The following is an 18774-nucleotide window of genomic DNA, read 5'->3' as shown; positions in this document are numbered from 1 at the left end:
CCGGGAAGGAGAGATGTCGTGCGCAGCATCCAGCGTCTGGTCACCCTCGGAGCGGTCGCCGCCGCCGTCGTCGTGCTGGGGGCGTGTTCCGCGCCCGCCCAGGAACCGTCCACCGCGACGGACGTGCCGCCCGTGCCCACCGTCGCCGCGAAGGGTCCGCTGACCCCGGCGCCGGGCCCGGGCAGCACGAACGCCCTGGAGGTCTTCGGCCCGGGCTGCGCCTCGCTGCCCACCGGCGACGACCCCGGCTCCCTGTCCAGCATGTCGCTGGCCCCGGTCGCGGCCGCCGTCGAGACGAACCCGCAGCTCACCACGCTGACCGCGCTGATCGGCCGGGCGAACCTCACCGAGGCGCTCAACGCCGCGCCCGGCGTCACGCTCTTCGCCCCGACGAACGAGGCCTTCGCCAAGCTCTCCCCGGAGCAGGTCGCGGCCCTGCAGGCCGACCCGGCCCGGCTCGCCGGGCTGGTGCAGTACCACGTGTCCGGCACCCGGCAGAGCGCCGAGGAGCTGCGGGCCGCCGGCACCTCGACCGAGCTCGCGGGCGGCACGGTGCGGATCGGCGGGACGGGCGAGGAGATGACCGTCGCGGGCGGCTCCGGCACCCCCGCGAACGTCCTCTGCGGGAACATCCCGACCGGCAACGGGACGGTCTTCATGATCGACTCGGTGCTCCTGCCGCAGGCCTGACCCGGCATCCGGGGCGCACCCCTGACCGTCACCGCCCCGGGCGTGTCGTACGACACGTGCGGGGCGGTCCGGCGCGGTGAACGGCCGGTACCGGACGACCACCGGTCCGCGCGCGCCGGGCGCGCCCGGAGCACGTCCGGGACCAAGATCGCAACTTTGTGCACGCCTTCACGAGCGACTACCGTGGACGGGCGTCGCCACCGAACGACCCGACCGGCTCCAGTCCGGGCGGGCAGCGCCGGTCGCGCAGGCCGCCGTCGTCCCGGCCGCGGCCCCATCAGGACGAGCACGACGCCCGAGGAGCCGCCGCGTGACGTTGCCGCCGCAGGCCGACTCCTCGACCGCCGAGACCCCCGACACCCCCGAGAACTCCTCCGGCCGCACCCTCAAGGCCATCCCGGAGGCGACGGTCACCCGGCTCGCGGTGTACCTGCGGGTGCTCGGCCAGCTCGCCGAGGGCGGCGCCGAGACCGTCTCCAGCGAGGAGCTCGCGTCCGTCGCCGGCGTCAACTCGGCGAAGCTGCGCAAGGACCTCAGCCACATCGGCAGCTACGGCATCCGCGGCGTGGGGTACGACGTGGCCTCGCTGCAGCACGAGCTCGAGCGGGTGCTCGGGCTCGACCACCCGCAGGCCGTGGCGCTCGTCGGCGTCGGCAACCTCGGCCACGCGCTGGCGGGCTACGGCGGCTTCGGCGGCCGCGGCTTCCCCGTGACCGCGCTGTTCGACGTCGACCCCGACCTCGTCGGGATCAAGATCAACGGGATCGTCGTCAAGCACGTGCGCGACATCCCCACGGAGTGCCCCGCCGCGGGCGTCACGATCGGCATGATCGCGACCCCGGCGCAGGCCGCGCAGAGCGTGTGCGACCAGCTGGTCGCGGCGGGCGTGCGCTCCATCCTCAACTTCGCCCCCACGGTCCTGCAGGTCCCCGAGGAGGTCGAGGTCCGCAAGGTGGACCTCGCCGTCGAGCTGCAGGTGCTGGCCTTCCACGTCGCGGGACGTGGGAACGCCGCCGCCGGGGGTATCAGCACAGACGTCCCGGCCGTCGCCCGGGTCGTGAACGGTCGCAACGGATCGGCGGTGCCGCTCTCATGAGTGTTCTCGTCGTGGGCCTCTCGCACCGGAGTGCGCCCGTCGACGTCCTGGAGAAGGTCGCGGTGTCCGCGGACGACGTGCCCAAGCTCCTCGACGAGATGGTGCGGTGCCCGCACGTGAGCGAGGTGACCCTGCTCTCGACCTGCAACCGGGTCGAGGTCTACGCGGTCGTCGACGCCTTCCACGGCGGGCTCGCGGACGTCTCCGAGGTGCTCGGCCGGCACTCCGGACTGCCGCTGCAGGACCTCACCGAGCACTTCTTCGTGCACTACGCCGGCTCCGCCGTGCAGCACCTGTTCTCGGTCGCCGCCGGGCTGGACTCGATGGTCGTCGGCGAGTCGCAGATCCTCGGCCAGCTGCGCCAGGCGTACGCGACCGCGGACGAGGCCGGCACCGTCGGCCGCGTCCTGCACGAGCTCGCCCAGCAGGCGCTGCGCGTCGGGAAGCGGGTGCACGCCAGCACGGGCATCGACGCCGCCGGCGCCTCCGTCGTGTCCGAGGCGCTGCGGGACGCGTCGACCGTCCTCGGGTACGCCGACGGCGAGCTGACCGGCGCCCGCGCCGTGATCGTCGGGGCCGGGGCGATGGGCGCGCTGGCCGCCGCCCACCTCCGCCGCGCCGGCGCCACCGGGATCACCGTGCTCAACCGGTCCGCCGAGCGGGCCGAGCGGCTCGCGCAGAAGAGCGCCGAGCAGGGCGTCCCGGCGCGCGCCGGGCTGCTCGACGAGCTGCCCGCCGCCGTGGCCGACGCCGACCTGCTGGTCGCCTGCACCGGCGCGATCGGCACGGTCGTCGAGCGCGCCGCGGTCGAGGCCGGCACGGCGGGTCGCACCCGCCCGCTCGTGGTGTGCGACCTCGGCCTGCCCCGGGACGTCGACCCGGCCGTCGCCGAGATCGAGGGCGTGACCGTCGTCGACCTCATCGCGCTGCAGCGCCGGCTCGTCCGCGACGACCCGGGCGGGGCCGCCGACGCCGTGGCCGCGGCCCGCGACCTGGTGGCCGAGGAGGCCCAGAACTACCTGGCCGCGCAGCGGTCCGCGGAGGTCACGCCGACCGTCACCGCGCTGCGCCGGCGCGCCTCCGAGGTGGTCGACGCCGAGCTGCTGCGGCTGTCGTCGCGGCTGCCCGAGCTGTCCGACGACGTCCGCGACGAGTTCACCCGGACCGTCCGGCGCGTCGTCGACAAGCTGCTGCACACCCCGACCGTGCAGGTCAAGAAGCTGGCCGAGGGCCCGGACGGGGACAGCTACGCCGCCGCGCTGCGCACGCTGTTCGAGCTCGACCCGCAGAAGCCCGCCGCCGTCGCGGGCACGGTGGACCAGCCCCTCAGCGGCCACGACGTCGCCGCGGCCCTCGAGGCGCCGCTGCGCCGGGTGGGCCCCGAGGGCGCCGACGCCGGTCTCGGGACCGAGGGCGACCGGTGAGCGCCGTGTCCGACAGCACCCACCGCACCCTCCGCGTCGGCACCCGGCCGAGCCGGCTCGCCGTGGCCCAGTCCGGCCAGGTCGCGGACCTGATCCGCGCCGCCGGGCGGCCCGCCGAGCTCGTCGACGTGCACACCACGGGCGACCGCTCGTCGGCGCCGATCGCCCAGCTCGGCGTCGGGGTGTTCGTCTCGCAGCTGCGGGAGGCGCTCGTGGCCGGCGAGGTCGACGTCGCCGTGCACTCCTACAAGGACCTGCCGACCACGCCGGACCCGCGGCTGACCCTGGCCGCGGTGCCGGCGCGCGAGGACCCGCGCGACGCGCTGGTGGCCCGGGACGGCCGGGTGCTCGGCGAGCTGTCCGCCGGGTCGCGGATCGGCACCGGCTCGCCGCGGCGGGCCGTGCAGCTGCACGCGCTCGGGCTGGGACTGGAGGTCGTCCCGATCCGGGGCAACGTGGACACCCGGATCGGCAAGGTGACCTCCGGCGAGCTCGACGGCGTCGTCGTCGCGGCCGCGGGGCTGCGCAGGCTCGGTCGCGTGGAGGAGGCGAGCGAACTGCTCGACCCCCTGCAGATGCTGCCCGCCCCCGCGCAGGGCGCACTGGCGATCGAGTGCCGGGCGGAGGACGAGGAGCTGGCCCGCTTCCTCGCCGCGACGCTCGACGACGCGGGCGTGCGCGCGGCGGTCACCGCCGAGCGCGCGGTGCTCGCCACCCTCGAGGCCGGCTGCAGCGCACCGGTGGCCGCGCACGCGGACGTCGTCGAGGACCTCGACGACGCCGGCCGCGTGGTGGAGCGGCTGTCGCTGCGCGCGGTCGTGGGGATCGGAGAGGTGGGCGACGGCGCGCTGCTGCGTGCGTCCGCCACCGGAGACATGGACAACGCCGAGAAGCTCGGGGCGGCCCTCGCGCACGAGCTGCTCGACATGGGCGCCGACGACCTGCCGCGGCCGGCAGCGCGCGGTGCCTCGGGAACCGCTGGATCGGGAGCTGGAGAATGACTCGCACACCGCCGACCGCCGGTCGGATCGCCTTCGTGGGCAGCGGCCCGGGTGATCCCGGCCTGCTGACCGTGCGCGCCAAGGAGGTGCTCGCCTCCGCGCCGCTGGTCGTCAACGACCCGGACGTGCCCGAGGCCGTCCTCGCGCTGGTCGCCGAGGGCGCCGAGGTCCGGCCGGCCGTCGGGCAGCCCGCGGACGTCGCGGGCGACCTCCTCGCCGAGGCCCGCGCCGGGCGCCCGGTCGTGCGCCTCGTCGCCGGCGACCCGCTGACCCTCGACGCCGTGGTGGCCGAGGCGCGCGCCGTGGCCGCGGAGGGCGTGGCGTTCGACGTCGTGCCCGGCGTCGCGGCCGGCACCGCCGTCCCCGCCTACGCCGGCGTCCCGCTCGGGTCCGCGCACGTCGAGGCGGACGTCCGCGCCGGCGTCGACTGGGCCGCGCTGGCCGGCGCGCCCGGCACGCTCGTGCTGCAGGCCGCCGCCGCGCACCTCGCCGAGGTCGCGTCCGCGCTCACCGCGCAGGGCCGCCCGGCCGACACCCCCGTCGCGGTCACCGCGCACGGCACGGAGTCCACGCAGAAGACGGTCACCACGACCATCGGGTCGATGGCCTCCGACGCCGCCGACCTCGAGGGCTCGCTGGTCCTCACCATCGGCGCCGAGGTCGCCTCCCGGGCGGACCTGTCCTGGTGGGAGTCCCGCGCGCTGTACGGCTGGCGGGTCCTGGTGCCGCGCACCAAGGACCAGGCGGGCGTGATGAGCGACCGGCTGCGGATGCACGGGGCCATCCCCGAGGAGGTCCCGACCATCGCCGTCGAGCCGCCGCGCTCGCCCACGCAGATGGAGCGCGCGGTCAAGGGCCTGGTCGACGGCCGGTACGCCTGGGTCGTCTTCACCTCGACCAACGCGGTGCGCGCGATCTGGGAGAAGTTCGCCGAGTTCGGTCTCGACGCCCGCGCCTTCTCCGGCGTGAAGATCGCCTGCGTCGGCACCGCGACCGCCGAGAAGGTGCGCGAGTTCGGCATCGTGCCCGAGCTGGTGCCGGACGTGAACGAGGCGCAGAGCTCCACCTCCGAGGGCCTGCTCGAGCTGTTCCCGCCACACGACGACATCCTCGACCCGGTCGACCGCGTCCTGCTGCCGCGGGCCGACATCGCCACCGAGACCCTCGCTGCGGGCCTGACCGAGCGCGGCTGGGAGATCGACGACGTCACCGCCTACCGCACCGTGCGCGCCGCCCCGCCGCCCGCGCCGATCCGCGAGGCCATCAAGACCGGCGGGTTCGACGCGGTGTGCTTCACCTCGTCGTCGACCGTCCGGAACCTGGTGGGCATCGCAGGCAAGCCGCACGCGCGCACGTTGGTCGCCTGCATCGGCCCGGCCACCGCCGAGACGGCCCGGGAGTTCGGCCTGCGCGTCGACGTCCAGCCGGAGGAGGCCCGGGTGCCCACCCTGGTCGACGCCCTGGCCGCGCACGCCGCCAAGCTCCGCGCCGAGGGCGCGCTGCCGCCGCCGAAGAAGGTGAAGGCGCGCCGCCGCTGATCGGTGACGGAGAGGGCCGCACCCGGTCGGGTGCGGCCCTCTCGGCGTTCTGGCGCGGCTCGCACACAGGGTCGGCCCCTCGCACACACGTTCCGCGATGGGTGCGAGGGGCCGACGGTGTGTGCGGGGCGCAGGCACCGCGGCCGAGCGGTTGTCGGGGTCAACGACGGCGCCGATGGTTCGGTGCGTGCCGAGGGGATCGAGCTCCGGTCGGCTGATCCCGCTGGTGGGCGATATGGGATGCGTGTCCGGCCCGGCGCGTCCGCCCCATGATCGTTGCGACCGGGACGCGAGCGCTGCCGCCGGGACGTTGCCGTGACGCCCGGATCGATCACGGCGGCAAGCCCGCCCACCACAGGATCGTTGCGACCGGGACGCGAGCGCTGCGGCGGTGACGCTCGCGTGACGATCGGATCGATCACCGCGGACGAGAGGTACGGGAGCGTCGTCCGGGCAACCGTCTTGTGACGCCGAGATCGATCTTGTTGGCGCCCGGTGTCATCGAGTGCCGATCGGATGGATCGTGCCGGCGCCGGTGTCGCCGGGGGCGGGACGCGGCTCGCGGGCGGCCGGACCCGCCCGCGAGCCGGACGTCAGGAGCCGACGGTGGCGGGCTTGCGGAAGCGGTCCCACCAGCGGCGACGCTCCGCGGCGGCAGCGCGGTCGGCCTCGGCCAGGCGCTGCGCGGTGAGGACCGGGATGGCCTCGGTGGGGGCGTCGTCGACCGGTGCGGCGGGGGTGGTGCCGACCGTGGCCTCGGCCGGGGCCTGAGCGGTGGTGTCGGCGGGCGCCACGACGGGCGCTTCGGCGGTGATCTCCGCGGGGGCCGCAGCGGTGTCGGCCGGTGCCTCGGGGACCGCGTGGAAGTCCGGCGGGTAGGCCGCCCACCGCTCCTCCTGCGAGATCCCGGCGACGGGCTCCCACGGGCCGGCGGCCCGGGCGCGGCCGATGTACTCCGACGCGGCGGCGATCGCGGCGCGGACGCAGTCGCCCCGCGGGGCCACGCCCAGCGACCGGTGCCCGGCGCCCCACGGCGCGAGCCCGGCGTGCTCGGCGACGGTGACCGTGACGACCTCCCAGGCGTAGTCCCGCTCCTGCGCGGCGATGAGATCGCGCAGCTCGTCGGGACCCCAGGTGGCGCTGCCCGCGTCGGTGCCGCCGGTGACGAGCACGACGAACACCCGGGTGGGCCGCTCCTGCTCCGGCATGCCGGCGAGGGACCGGCCGAGGCCGCTGACCAGGGCGCCGAGCGAGTCGCGGACCGCCTCGGTGCTGCGGCCGCGGAGCTTCGGCACGGCCGCGTCGGTGGCCGGGATGCCCCCGCGGAGCTTGCCGGCGCGGCGGCCGGTGGTGGTCAGGTAGACCTCGACCTCACCGGGCAGCCCGGCCTGGTGCGCGAGGAGGTGGGCGGTCGCGGCACGCACGTCGTCGCGGAGCGGGCCGAGCGAGCTGGATCGATCGAGAAGGAGGGCGATGACGCTGCGTCCCGGTTTGGTCACGCGCGCAATATGCCGCATCGGGTGACACTCTCCGTCACCGGCCCCGCCCTCGCGAGGTCCCCGGTCGACGCACTGCTCCGCCCGGCCTCATGGGGCTGGACCTGCGGCAACAGTCGATCTTCCTCCGCTCGCCCCGGCCGCACGCGAAGGGTCACGGCCGACCCCGTCGCACGCCGCGACCGGACGGCCACGCCCGCCCACGCCGCGCCTCTTCCGGCCCCCTCCGCACGAACGGCACCGTGCGCTAGGTCCGCACGAAAGTGCCGTTCGTGCAGGGTAAATCGGCCTCGGGCGCACCGCGGGACCGCGCGACGGCCCGTACTCTCCCGGTCGTACCCTGGCCCCATGGCCTATCCCGCCCAGCGTCCCCGCCGGCTGCGTTCCACCCCGGCGCTGCGCAGGCTGGTGGCCGAGACCGAGCTGCGGCCCCGGCACCTGGTCCTGCCGATGTTCGTCAAGGAGGGCGTCGCGGAGCCGGTGCCGATCTCGTCCATGCCGGGGGTCGTCCAGCACAGCCGGGACACCCTGCGCAAGGCGGCCACCGAGGCCGTGCAGGCGGGTGTCGGCGGGATCATGCTGTTCGGCGTCCCGCAGCACCACGACGCCGTCGGGTCGGGGGCGACCGACCCGGAGGGGATCCTCAACGTCGCGCTGCGGGACCTGCGGGCCGAGCTGGGCGACTCCACGGTGATCATGTCCGACCTCTGTCTGGACGAGTTCACCGACCACGGCCACTGCGGCATCGTCGACGAGCGCGGCTGCGTCGACAACGACGCCACCCTCGAGGTCTACGCACGGATGGGCGTGGTGCAGGCCGAGTCCGGCGCCCATGTCGTGGGGCCCAGCGGGATGATGGACGGCCAGGTCGGCGTGATCCGCGAGGCGCTCGACGAGGCAGGCTTCGCCGACACCGGCATCCTCGCCTACACCGCGAAGTACGCCAGCGCGTTCTACGGGCCGTTCCGCGAGGCCGTCGAGAGCCAGCTGAAGGGCGACCGGAAGACCTACCAGCAGGACGGCGCGAACCTCCGGGAGGCGCTGCGCGAGCTCGCGCTCGACCTCGACGAGGGCGCGGACATGGTGATGGTCAAGCCGGCCCTGCCGTACCTCGACGTGCTGCGGACCGTCGCCGACAGCGCCGACGTCCCGGTCGCCGCGTACCAGGTCTCCGGCGAGTACGCGATGATCGAGGCCGCTGCCGCGCAGGGCTGGCTGGAGCGGGAGCGGACGATCGTCGAGACGCTGACCTCGCTGCGCCGCGCCGGCGCGGACGTGGTGCTGACCTACTGGGCGACCGAGGTGGCGGGTCTGCTGGACTGATCCCATGCGGACCCACCAGGAGCCCGGCGTCCTCGGCGCCCTCACCGACCTGAACTTCGAGCGGTTCGCGACGCCGTCGGTCGTCAAGTTCGTCTACGTCGTGGGCATCGTGCTGACCGCGCTGTGCTACGTCGCGGGCGTCATCGGGTTCTTCGTGCGGGGCTTCGGGCTGGGCGTCGCGGCGCTCGTCGCCGGCGGGGTGGTCGCGGTGTTCGCGCTGCTCCTGCTGCGGGTGACCCTGGAGTTCGTGGCGGCGGTGGTCCGTCTGTCGGAGGACGTCCACCGCCGGGGCTGACCGGTACCGTGGTCACCGTGAGCACCGGCAGCCAGGGTGAGGGACCCCGCTACTACCCGAGCGGACCCTCGACGGGTCAGTACGCGCAGTACCCGCAGAACCCGTACCCGCACGGCGGCCCCCAGGGCGGGCCGCCGCCGAACACGCCCTCCGGCGACGCCCCGCAGTCCGGTCAGTACGCCTACAGCCCGTACTCGCAGGACCCGGCCCCGGCGGCCGAGGAGCCGCGGCAGGTCCGGCGACCGGCCACGATGATCGGCGCGCTGGTCCTGCTCGTGCTGAGCGCGGTGCCGTTCCTGGTGTTCGGCGTGCTCGGGCTGTTCGTGCCGATCAGCCAGGACATGTTCCCACCGGAGCTGGGGCTCGACGCCATGCTCACCCAGTACAACGTCTCGTTCGACCAGTTCCTGCAGGCGGTCCGGCTGCTGCTCGCGCTGGTCGCGGTGCTCGCCCTCGTCTACATCGGCATGGCGGTCGCCGCGTTCGCCGGCAAGTCGTGGGGGCGCATCGCCACCACCGCGCTCACCGTCCTGTTCTGCGGGTTCCTGCTGCTCAACCTCGGTGGCGGCGCGTCGTCGCTGGTCGTGCTCGCGCCGGTGGTGCTCGCCGTCGTCGGCGTGGTGCTGATGTTCCTGCGGCCGTCCGCGGAGTGGTTCGCCGCGCGGCGCTGACCGGCGCCGGACGGAGAGACCGACCCCGCGGGCCGGTGCGCGGCGCGGATGTGAGACTGGAGGCCGTGAGTGCCCCCTTCACCCCGATCACGCCCGAGGTCTCCGCGGGCCTGTTCGCCCGCGCCGCCGAGGTGATCCCGGGCGGCGTCAACTCGCCGGTCCGCGCGTTCAACTCGGTCGGCGGCACGCCGCGCTTCATGGTCTCGGCCCAGGGCCCCTGGCTGACGGACGCGGACGGCCTCCGCTACGTCGACCTGGTCTCCTCGTGGGGCCCGATGATCCTCGGGCACGCGCACCCCGCCGTCGTCGACGCCGTGCGCTCGGCCGCCGGCTCCGGTCTCTCGTTCGGGGCACCGACGCCGGCCGAGATCGAGCTGGCCGAGGCGATCATCGACCGCGTCGCGCCGGTCGAGCAGGTGCGGCTGGTGAACTCGGGCACCGAGGCCGTGATGAGCGCGATCCGGCTGGCCCGCGGCATCACCGGGCGCACGGTCCTCGTGAAGTTCGCCGGCTGCTACCACGGCCACGTCGACGCGCTGCTCGCCCAGGCCGGCTCGGGCGTCGCCACCCTGGGCCTGCCCACCAGCCCGGGGGTCACCGGCGCGCAGGCCGGCGACACCGTCGTCGTGCCGTACAACGACCTGGAGGCGGTCCGGCAGGTCTTCGCCGAGCGGGGCAGCGAGATCGCCTGCGTGATCACCGAGGCCGCGGCGGGCAACATGGGCGCCGTCGCGCCGCGCCCGGGCTTCAACCAGGGGCTGCGCGACATCACCCGCGAGCACGGCGCCCTGCTGGTGATCGACGAGGTGATGACCGGCTTCCGCGTCTCGCCCGCCGGCTGGTTCGGGCTCGAGGGCGTGGCCGGCGACCTCTACACCTTCGGCAAGGTCATGTCCGGCGGGCTGCCGGCCGCGGCCTTCGGCGGGCCGGCCGCGCACATGGCCCACCTCGCCCCGGCCGGGCCGGTCTACCAGGCGGGCACGCTGTCCGGGAACCCCGTCGCCGTCGCCGCCGGGCTCGCCACCCTGCGCCAGGCCGACAAGGCCGTCTACGACGCGCTCGACGCCAACGCCGAGCGCCTGGTCGGCATGATCGGCGGGGCGCTGCGCGAGGCGGGCGTGCCGCACCGGGTCCAGACGGCCGGGAACATGTTCTCGATCTTCTTCACCGAGGACGAGGTCGTCGACTACGAGACCGCCAAGGCCGCGCAGACCTGGCGCTTCCCGCCCTTCTTCCACGCCCTGCTGGAGCGCGGGGTCTACGCGCCGCCCAGCAACTTCGAGGCCTGGTTCGTGTCGGCCGCGCTCGACGACGACACCTTCGCCGTGATCGAGAAGGCGCTGCCCGACGCGGCGCGGGCGGCGGCCGCCGCGGTGCAGCCGGCGTGAGCACCCAGCCCTTCCCCGGCGGGGACCGCACCTCGCCCGAGGCCACCGGGCCCCGGACCGTCGTCCACCTGCTGCGGCACGGGAAGGTGCACAACCCCGACGGCATCCTCTACGGGCGCATCCCGGGCTTCCGGCTGTCCGACGACGGCCGCGCACAGGCCGAGCTGGTGGCCGACGCGCTGACCGACGAGGACATCGCCGCCGTCGTCGCGTCGCCCCTGCAGCGGGCGCAGGAGACGGCCACGCCGATCGCGAAGTCGCACGGCCTGGACGTCGTGACCGAGGACGGCCTGATCGAGTCCGGGAACCTGTTCGAGGGGGAGCGGTTCGGCGTCGGCGACGGGGCGCTCCGCCGGCCGGCGAACTGGCGGCTGATGCGGGACCCGTTCACCCCGTCCTGGGGCGAGCCGTACCTCAAGATCGCGCACCGGATGTTCGGCGCCGTGCACCGCGCCCGCGCGCTGGCGGAGGGGCACGAGGCCGTGTGCGTGTCCCACCAGCTGCCGATCTGGACGCTGCGCCGCTACCTGCTGGGCCAGCGGCTCTGGCACGACCCGCGCTCGCGGCAGTGCGCGCTCGCCTCGCTGACCAGCGTCGAGTTCACCGGCACCACCGTGACCGGGCTGCGCTACAGCGAGCCGGCCGGGTCGAGCGACCCGACGGCGACGGGCGCATGAGACGGATCCTGCCGCTGCTGCTGGGGCTGCTCGTCCTGGCGGGCTGCTCCACCAGCAAGGACGCCGTCTCGAACGGTCAGCAGGAGTTCACGTTCGTCGCGCCCGACGGGCAGACGACGATCATGTACGACCCGCCGGCGTCGCGCGGGGTCGTCCCGGAGCTGTCGGGGGAGTCGCTGCTCCACGACGGGCGGACGGTCGGGCTGCAGGACCACGCGGGCCAGGTCGTGGTGCTCAACATCTGGGGCTCATGGTGCGGGCCGTGCCGGGCAGAGGCCCCCGACCTGGAGTTCGTGGCCCAGCAGACGAAGGATGCCGGCGTCGCGATGCTCGGCATCGACGTGCGCGACGACCGGGACGCGGCCCGCGACTTCGTCCGCGACCGGAACCTGACCTACGACTCGATCTTCGACCAGCCCGGCCGGGTGCTCGCCGCCCTGTCCGGCTACCCGCGCAACGTGGTGCCGTCGACGATCGTGCTGGACCGGCAGCACCGGGTCGCCGCGGTCTACCTCACGCAGATCCGCCCGTCGGACCTGCTGAGCACGGTGCAGCGGATCGCCGCCGAGGAACCCGCCCCGTCGACGCCCGGTTCCTGATCGCACCACGGATCCATGACGCGTTCCGGGCCGCGGCTCGAGCGCAGTATGGATCCATCACGCGTCCCCGGAGCCGGTTCGTGCGCGTTGTGGGTCCACAACGCGGGCCGTGAGGCGTTGCACTACGACTTGTAGAACCCGACGCGCCCGTGCGTGGGTCCAGCACATACCCTGTCCGGTGATGGATGCGTCGACCACCCTCGCGGTCAGCGGCCCGCTGCTCGTCGCAGCGGTGGTCGCCGTTCTCGCGGGGGCCGTCAGCTTCGCGTCCCCCTGCGTGGTCCCGCTGGTCCCCGGCTACCTCGCCTACCTGGCCGGGCTGGTCGGCGCCGACGCCCCGCCCGTCTCGCGCGAGGAGGCCCGCGAGCACCGCCGCGGCCGGTTCCGGGTCGCCGGGGCCGCCGCCCTGTTCGTCGCCGGGTTCACCGTGGTGTTCGGGGCGATCCTGGTCGGCGTCGTCTGGCTGGCCGACGTCCTCGTGCGCAACGAGGCGGTCCTCCAGCGGGTCGGCGGGATCGTGATGATCGTGATGGGGCTGGCGTTCGTCGGCCTCATCCCCGTGCTGCAGAACGAGCGCCGGGTGCACTGGGTCCCGAAGCTCGGGCTCTGGGGCGCGCCGCTGCTGGGCGCGGTGTTCGGCCTGGGCTGGGTCCCCTGCATCGGCCCGACGCTGGCCGGTGTGGTCGCGGTCGCCGCCGGTACCGGCGGCGGGTCGCTGCGCGGGGTCGTGCTCACCCTCGCCTACTGCGCCGGGCTCGGCCTGCCCTTCGTCGTCATCGCCCTCGGCGCCTCCCGCGCGGTCTCCGCGCTGGGCTGGCTGCGCCGGCACACCCGCACGATCCAGATCGCCGGCGGCGTGCTGATGGTGGCCGTGGGCGCGCTGCTGGTCAGCGGGCTGTGGGGGAACCTGCTCGCGCAGCTCCAGGTCGCCGTCGCCGGGTTCACCCCCGCCCTGTGAGCCGCCGACATGAGTGACCGCCGATGAGCAGCCCGCCCACCGCGCCCCCCGCCCCACCCGAGTCGCCGCCGCAGCCACCCCGCCGGCCCGGCGGCGGGCGCGCCGTCCTCGCCCTGCTGCGCAACGCCTGGCGCGGCCTCACCAGCATGCGCACCGCCCTGGTGCTGCTGTTCCTGCTGGCCCTGGCCTCGCTGCCGGGCGCGCTGCTGCCGCAGCGGTCGCTCAACCAGCAGCTCGTCGACCAGTACTTCGCCGACTACCCGCGGCTCGCCCCGCTGCTGGACAAGGTCGGCGCCTTCGAGATCTTCGCGACGCCCTGGTTCGCCGCGATCTACCTGCTGCTGATGATCTCGCTCGTCGGCTGCCTCACCCCGCGGTCGCTGGAGTACCTGCGCGCGATGCGGCAGAAGCCCGTCGCCACCCCGCGGAACCTCGCCCGCATGCCGCACCACGCCGAGGGCGTCGTCGACGGCACGCCCGCCGAGGTCCTCGGGCGGGTCCGGACCGTGCTCAAGGGCTGGCGGCGGGCCGAGCGGGACGAGGACGGCGCCCGGAGCGTCTCGGCCGAGCGTGGCTTCCTGCGCGAGACCGGCAACCTCGTCTTCCACATCAGCCTGGTCGGGCTGCTCGTCGGGATCGCCGTCGGCAAGCTGTTCGGGTACGAGGGCCAGGTCATCGTGCTGGCGAACGGCGGCCAGTTCTGCAACACCTCGATCCTGGGCTACGACTCGTTCAACCCGGGCCTGCGCGTCGACGGCACGGACCTCGCGCCCTTCTGCATCAAGGTCGACTCGTTCGCCGCGGAGTACCTGCCCAACGGCCAGCCCGAGCAGTACACCGCCGAGCTCGGCTACCAGACCGCCGACGACGTCCGGTCCGGCGACACCGCCACGTGGCGCCCGGACACGCTGGCGGTGAACCACCCGCTGCGCCTCGACGGCGAGCGCGTCTACCTGCTCAACCACGGCTACGCCCCGCGCTTCACGGTGACCTGGCCGGACGGGCAGCAGCGCACCGGCGAGATCCAGTGGCAGCCGGTGGACACCACGACCTACCTGTCCCAGGGCGCCACCAAGTTCGAGCGCCCCGGCATCGCCGACGACACCACCCGGCAGAAGAGCTCGATCGCGGTCACCGGGCTGTTCGCGCCGACGAGCTCGGGCGGGCAGGTCGTCACCTCGACCTATCCGGACCTGCTCGCGCCCGAGGCGGCCGTCGACGTCATGCGCGGCGACCTCGGCCTCGACGACGGCCGCGGCCAGTCGATCTTCTCGATCGACCAGTCGAAGGTCGACTCCGGCGAGCTGGTCCGGGTCGCGCGGGAGAACATGGTCCCGGGCCAGGAGATCACGCTCGACGACGGCACCCGGATCCGGTTCGACGACGTCACCCAGTGGGTGGCGCTGCAGGTCAGCCACGACCCGGGCCAGGTCACGGTGCTGGTGTTCGCGATCCTGGTCCTGCTCGGGCTGGGCCTGTCGCTGTCGATCAAGCGGCGGCGGTTCTGGGTGCGCGTGGTGCCGGCCGACGACGGGCCCGACGGCCGGGCGCGCAGCCGGGTCGAGCTGGGCGGGCTGGCCCGGACCGACCGGGCGGGGTACGGCGAGGAGTTCGACCGCCTGCGGGCGGACCTGCTGGAGCCGACGGACGCGGCGGCGCCGGCGACGACGAGGAACGGTGGAGACTGATGCCGGTCGATCCGATGCTCTCCGAGTACAGCGACCTGCTGTTCAAGGGAGCGCTCACGGTCTACGTGCTCGCGATGGTGTTCTACGCCGTCGAGTACGTGTCGAGCCGGGCGCGGGTGCGTACGGCGGTCGCCGAGACCGAGGCGGCGCACGAGCCCGCCGCCGTCGGCGCCCGCGGCACGGGCAGCGCGGACCTCGGCGTGGTCAGCGAGGAGAACGCGGACGTCCCGCCGCCCGCGGCGAAGGCACCGAAGCCCTCCCGGTCGCGGGCGGACCGCTTCGGCCGGATGGGTGTCTCGCTCACCGTCCTCGCCGTCCTGCTGCACCTCGGGTCGATCGTGCTGCGCGGGCTCGCGACCACGCGCTGGCCGCTCGGCAACATGTACGAGTTCACCTCCGCGGTGTGCCTCGCGGCGATGGTGGCGTGGCTGGTCGTGCTGCAGCGGACCTCGAAGCGCACCCGCGGGCTGCGCAAGCTCGGCGTGTTCGTGCTGGCCCCGGTGCTGGTCCTGATGTTCTTGGCCGGCACGGTGCTCTACGCGCAGGCCGCGCCCGTGGTCCCGGCGCTGCGGTCGTACTGGCTGGCCGTGCACGTCACCACGGTCACGCTGGCCTCGGGGCTGTTCTTCGTGCCGGGCGTGGCGAGCATCCTGTACCTGATGAAGCGGGCCGGGAAGCCGGCCGGTTTCACGGCGAAGCTGCCCGAGGCCGACGTGCTGGACCGGCTCGCGTACCGGGTGACCGTCGTCGCGTTCCCGATGTACACCTTCGCCGTCATCGCCGGCGCGATCTGGGCCGAGGCGGCCTGGGGCCGGTTCTGGGGCTGGGACCCCAAGGAGACGGTCGCGTTCGTGGCCTGGGTGATCTACGCGGCCTACCTGCACGCCCGGGCCACGGCGGGCTGGCGGCACGTGGGCGCGGCGTGGATCAACATCCTCGGCCTCGCCGCGATCATCTTCAACCTGTTCTTCATCAACATGGTGGTGGCGGGCCTGCACTCGTACGCGGGCCTGGGGTGACCCCGGAATGGGGCTGAACGGGCGCTCCGCCCGCCCTACCGGGCGAGCCGCACCTCATCACCTCGACCGACGCGGTTCGCGCGACTACCGTCGGCAACCGTGAGTCAGACCGGGCCCGACGAGTACCCCGACGGTTCCGTGGGCCGCTACGTCCGGGAGCGGTGGGCGCAGAACGCCCAGCGCTCGCAGCGGCAGGCCCCCGAGGAGCGGCGCGAGGAGCAGCAGGGCGGGGCGCACGCGCAGCACCCCGGGCTGGGCGCCCGGCGGGACGAGACGTGGGGCGTGGTGCCCGACGACGCCGGCTGGGGCTCCGATCTGCTCGAGCTCGAGAGCGAGCTCGACGAGGCCGGGCCCTACCCCGCCCCGGGCGGGCAGGAGGGCCGGCACGCCGGGCAGGAGCAGCGCCCCGAGCAGCGTCCCGAGCAGCGGCTCGACCCGGGCCCCGGACACGGCCCCGAGCAGCGTTCCGAGCCCGAGCAGCGTGCCGAGCCCCGGCACGCCGAGCCGCCCGCCCAGCGAACGGGGTCGGAGCAGCACCGATCGGTCCCGGACGCGGACCCCGCGGGCGCACCGCCGAACGGCACCCCGACGCACGGCCCGTCGCACGGCCCCGCCTCCCACAGCACGGGGGCGAACGGGGCCCCTCCGAACGGGACCGTGCCGAACGGCACGGCTCCGAACGGCGCCCCTTCCCACGGCACGGCTCCGAACGGCGCTGCTCCCCACGGCGCGGCTCCGAACGGCGCGACGCACGGCCCGGTCCCGAACGGCGCTCCCCGGAGTGCGGCGCCGCACGCCGCCCCGCCCGCCCCGCCCACCCCGCCCGCCGAGCCCCGGGAGGCCGAGCAGGCGAGCCCTCCGTCCGGCCCGCCGCAGTGGCGCACCTCCGAGCAACGGCCCGCCCGCGAGCGCCGGGTCGTGCCCCAGGAGGGCCGCACACCCCCGCGGGGCGTGCCGCTCGGCCCGCCCACCGGCCCGAACCGGCCGATCCGGGACGTCGGGCGCTGGACCGACCCCGGCGCCGTCGCCGCCCAGGAGGCCCAGCAGGCCCGGGCGGACTCGGACGCCGACCTCGCCGACCTGTCCACCGCGCGGCTGCTCAAGCCCAGCCGGCGGCGGCCGCCGCGCACCGGCTGGCGGCGCTTCCTCTACCTGCTCACCGGGCGGCTCATCAATCCCGGCGAGAGCCCGCAGGACATCCGCGAGCGCGAGCTGACCACGCGGATCAACCAGCCCCTGCTCGGCTGCCACAAGATCGCGACGCTGAGCCTCAAGGGCGGTGTCGGCAAGACGACGATCACCGCCACCCTCGGCGCGACGTTCGCCTCGCTGCGGGGCGACCGGGTCGTGGCGGTCGACGCCAACCCGGACCGCGGCACGCTCAGCCAGAAGATCCCGCTGGAGACCAGCGCGACCGTGCGGCACCTGCTGCGGGACGCCCAGCGGATCCGCCGGTACACCGACGTCCGGGCCTACACGTCCCAGGGGCCGTCGCGGCTGGAGGTGCTGGCGAGCGAGCAGGACCCGGCGGTATCGGAGGCGTACAGCGAGGACGACTACCGCCGCACGGTCACGCTGCTCGAGCACTTCTACAACATCGTGCTCACGGACTGCGGCACGGGTCTGATGCACTCGGCGATGTACGGCGTGCTGGGCGTGGCCGACCAGCTGATCATCGTGTCGTCGGGCTCGATCGACGGCGCCCGCAGCGCCTCGGCGACCATGGACTGGCTCGAGGCGCACGACCACGGGGACCTGGTGCGCAACGCCGTCGCCGTGATCAACAACGTGCACCGGCAGGCGGGCGCGGTGGACCTGGAGCGGGTGGCGCAGCACTTCGCCGGCCGTTGCCGGTCCGTGGTGCAGATCCCGTTCGACCCGCACCTCGAGGAGGGCGCGGAGGTCGACCTGGAGCGCCTGTCGCAGCCGACACGGCTGGCGCTGCTGGAGCTCGCGGCCTCGGTGGCCGACGGCTTCCCGAGCTGAGCCCGGGAAGCCGGGAGCTCAGTCCTTCGAGGGTGGCGGCGGGTCGTCGTCGCGGCGCATCGACTCGTCGAGGCTGCGCAGGAAGTCGGGGTCGTCGTCCGGCCCGGTCGGCCGGGTCCGGTGCGGCGGCGCCGCCGGGGGAGTCGTGCCGGTCCCGCGCGGGACGTCCGCCCGGTCGGCGCTCATCGCCCGCCACAGCAGCAGCGCGATGACGGCCGCGACGGCGAACGCGATGAGGTACAGCATCACCAACCACCTCCGGTACCGAGCGTACCGGCGCGCGGGGCGATGCCCGGGTGAAGGCCACTCCTGGAGAGGAGTGGCCGGTCGTGCGCCCGGGGGCGCGGATCCGGGTGGGCGGGAGGCCGGCCCGGATCCGCGGACCGGGGCCACCGGCGGACGCCGGCGGCGCGGACCTCAGTGGCGCTGGGCGCCGATCGTGGCCTCGCTGGTGAGGTCCGCGAGCATGCCGCGCACCTCGGACTCCCGGAAGCGGCGGTGGCCACCAGGGGTCCGGATCGAGCCGATCCGGCCGGCCGAGGCCCAACGGGTCACGGTCTTGGGATCGACACGGAACAGGGCGGCCACCTCACCCGGGGTGAGGAGACGCTCGTTCGAGTTCTGGGTCGGAGCAGACATCCGAAGCCTCCGCATCGTCGATTACCGGGCCATCGTGACACCGGGGACCCCGGGTACTCGAACGGTTGGGCGGAGGTAAAGGGCTCTTAAAGGGCAAAACGGGCAGAGGGTTCAACCCGGTCAGCTGCTCGGAGGCCGCCTGAGAGGGGCCTGAGCGCAGGATGTGGACGGCCTGAGCTGCGGTTCCGCGCCCGGCGTGGTCCCTGCGCCGCCTCCCACCGTGCCACCGGGGGCGTGACGCGGGCGTGTGGAGGGGCCTCCGCTGCGGCCCGTCGGTCGGGCCGGA

The 18774-nt window shown here is 74.7% G+C and carries 18 protein-coding genes; 15 read left to right on the top strand and 3 right to left on the bottom strand.

Annotated features, from left to right (window positions below):
* Positions 1–18 precede the first annotated feature (18 nt).
* From ACQP04_RS33195 to ACQP04_RS33175, 5 genes are all read left to right on the top strand, one after another.
* Entirely contained in the window at positions 19–690 is a 672-nt protein-coding gene (locus ACQP04_RS33195) for a fasciclin domain-containing protein (protein WP_433504401.1), read from the top strand.
* 310 nt (positions 691–1000) lie between these two features.
* A complete protein-coding gene (locus tag ACQP04_RS33190; protein ID WP_433504400.1) occupies positions 1001–1786 on the top strand; it encodes a redox-sensing transcriptional repressor Rex in 786 nt (261 codons plus the stop codon).
* Positions 1783–3210 (top strand): glutamyl-tRNA reductase, encoded by a 1428-nt coding sequence (locus ACQP04_RS33185; RefSeq protein ID WP_433504399.1) that lies wholly within the window; start codon positions 1783–1785, stop codon positions 3208–3210. Before ACQP04_RS33190 ends, ACQP04_RS33185 begins: the two co-directional genes overlap by 4 nt.
* The gene (gene hemC, locus ACQP04_RS33180) at positions 3207–4211 is read left to right on the top strand and encodes a hydroxymethylbilane synthase (protein WP_433504398.1); all 1005 of its coding nucleotides are present in this window, start codon (positions 3207–3209) and stop codon (positions 4209–4211) included. Before ACQP04_RS33185 ends, hemC begins: the two co-directional genes overlap by 4 nt.
* Positions 4208–5749: a uroporphyrinogen-III synthase gene (locus ACQP04_RS33175; protein WP_433504397.1), complete on the top strand. Its 1542-nt coding sequence runs from the start codon at positions 4208–4210 to the stop codon at positions 5747–5749. Before hemC ends, ACQP04_RS33175 begins: the two co-directional genes overlap by 4 nt.
* Before the next feature lie 593 nt (positions 5750–6342).
* Here the strand turns inward: ACQP04_RS33175 and ACQP04_RS33170 are convergent.
* Positions 6343–7248 (bottom strand): hypothetical protein, encoded by a 906-nt coding sequence (locus ACQP04_RS33170; protein WP_433504396.1) that lies wholly within the window; start codon positions 7246–7248, stop codon positions 6343–6345.
* A 345-nt stretch (positions 7249–7593) separates the two neighbouring features.
* Between ACQP04_RS33170 and hemB the strand changes: the two genes are divergently transcribed.
* The 10 genes from hemB (at position 7594) to ACQP04_RS33120 (ending at position 17849) form a co-directional block, all read left to right on the top strand.
* Entirely contained in the window at positions 7594–8568 is a 975-nt protein-coding gene (gene hemB, locus ACQP04_RS33165; protein WP_433504395.1) for a porphobilinogen synthase, read from the top strand.
* Positions 8569–8572: 4 nt separating this feature from the next.
* Positions 8573–8863, top strand: coding sequence for a DUF4282 domain-containing protein (locus ACQP04_RS33160; protein WP_037053007.1), 291 nt, complete (start codon positions 8573–8575; stop codon positions 8861–8863).
* A gap of 17 nt (positions 8864–8880) precedes the next feature.
* Positions 8881–9534 carry a hypothetical protein gene (locus tag ACQP04_RS33155; RefSeq protein ID WP_433504394.1) on the top strand — a complete coding sequence of 218 codons (654 nt, stop codon included), beginning with the start codon at positions 8881–8883 and terminating at the stop codon, positions 9532–9534.
* Positions 9535–9599: 65 nt separating this feature from the next.
* Positions 9600–10922, top strand: a complete 1323-nt coding sequence (hemL, locus tag ACQP04_RS33150; RefSeq protein WP_433504393.1) for a glutamate-1-semialdehyde 2,1-aminomutase — start codon at positions 9600–9602, stop codon at positions 10920–10922.
* Positions 10919–11599 (top strand): histidine phosphatase family protein, encoded by a 681-nt coding sequence (locus tag ACQP04_RS33145; RefSeq protein ID WP_433504392.1) that lies wholly within the window; start codon positions 10919–10921, stop codon positions 11597–11599. Before hemL ends, ACQP04_RS33145 begins: the two co-directional genes overlap by 4 nt.
* Positions 11596–12198, top strand: a complete 603-nt coding sequence (locus ACQP04_RS33140; protein ID WP_433504391.1) for a TlpA family protein disulfide reductase — start codon at positions 11596–11598, stop codon at positions 12196–12198. The genes ACQP04_RS33145 and ACQP04_RS33140 overlap by 4 nt, the downstream gene beginning before the upstream one ends.
* 181 nt (positions 12199–12379) lie before the next feature.
* On the top strand, positions 12380–13156 hold the full coding sequence (locus ACQP04_RS33135; protein ID WP_433504390.1) for a cytochrome c biogenesis CcdA family protein: 777 nt from the start codon (positions 12380–12382) through the stop codon (positions 13154–13156).
* Positions 13157–13179: 23 nt separating this feature from the next.
* Positions 13180–14844 carry a cytochrome c biogenesis protein ResB gene (resB, locus tag ACQP04_RS33130; protein WP_433504389.1) on the top strand — a complete coding sequence of 555 codons (1665 nt, stop codon included), beginning with the start codon at positions 13180–13182 and terminating at the stop codon, positions 14842–14844.
* The gene (gene ccsB, locus ACQP04_RS33125) at positions 14844–15863 is read left to right on the top strand and encodes a c-type cytochrome biogenesis protein CcsB (protein WP_433504388.1); all 1020 of its coding nucleotides are present in this window, start codon (positions 14844–14846) and stop codon (positions 15861–15863) included. The genes resB and ccsB overlap by 1 nt, the downstream gene beginning before the upstream one ends.
* A gap of 657 nt (positions 15864–16520) precedes the next feature.
* Entirely contained in the window at positions 16521–17849 is a 1329-nt protein-coding gene (locus ACQP04_RS33120; protein ID WP_433508485.1) for a MinD/ParA family ATP-binding protein, read from the top strand.
* Positions 17850–17867: 18 nt separating this feature from the next.
* Here the strand turns inward: ACQP04_RS33120 and ACQP04_RS33115 are convergent, their stop codons facing one another.
* Both ACQP04_RS33115 and ACQP04_RS33110 read right to left on the bottom strand, forming a co-directional pair.
* Positions 17868–18095 carry a hypothetical protein gene (locus ACQP04_RS33115; RefSeq protein ID WP_433504387.1) on the bottom strand — a complete coding sequence of 76 codons (228 nt, stop codon included), beginning with the start codon at positions 18093–18095 and terminating at the stop codon, positions 17868–17870.
* Positions 18096–18266: 171 nt separating this feature from the next.
* Positions 18267–18488, bottom strand: a complete 222-nt coding sequence (locus ACQP04_RS33110) for a BldC family transcriptional regulator (protein WP_037053018.1) — start codon at positions 18486–18488, stop codon at positions 18267–18269.
* Between the last annotated feature and the right edge of the window lie 286 nt (positions 18489–18774).

It is taken from the genome of Pseudonocardia halophobica, from assembly GCF_050948485.1.
GTDB lineage: Bacteria > Actinomycetota > Actinomycetes > Mycobacteriales > Pseudonocardiaceae > Pseudonocardia > Pseudonocardia halophobica.
Note: the sequence above shows the minus strand (reverse complement) of the source record. Positions and strands in the feature narration are given on the sequence as shown.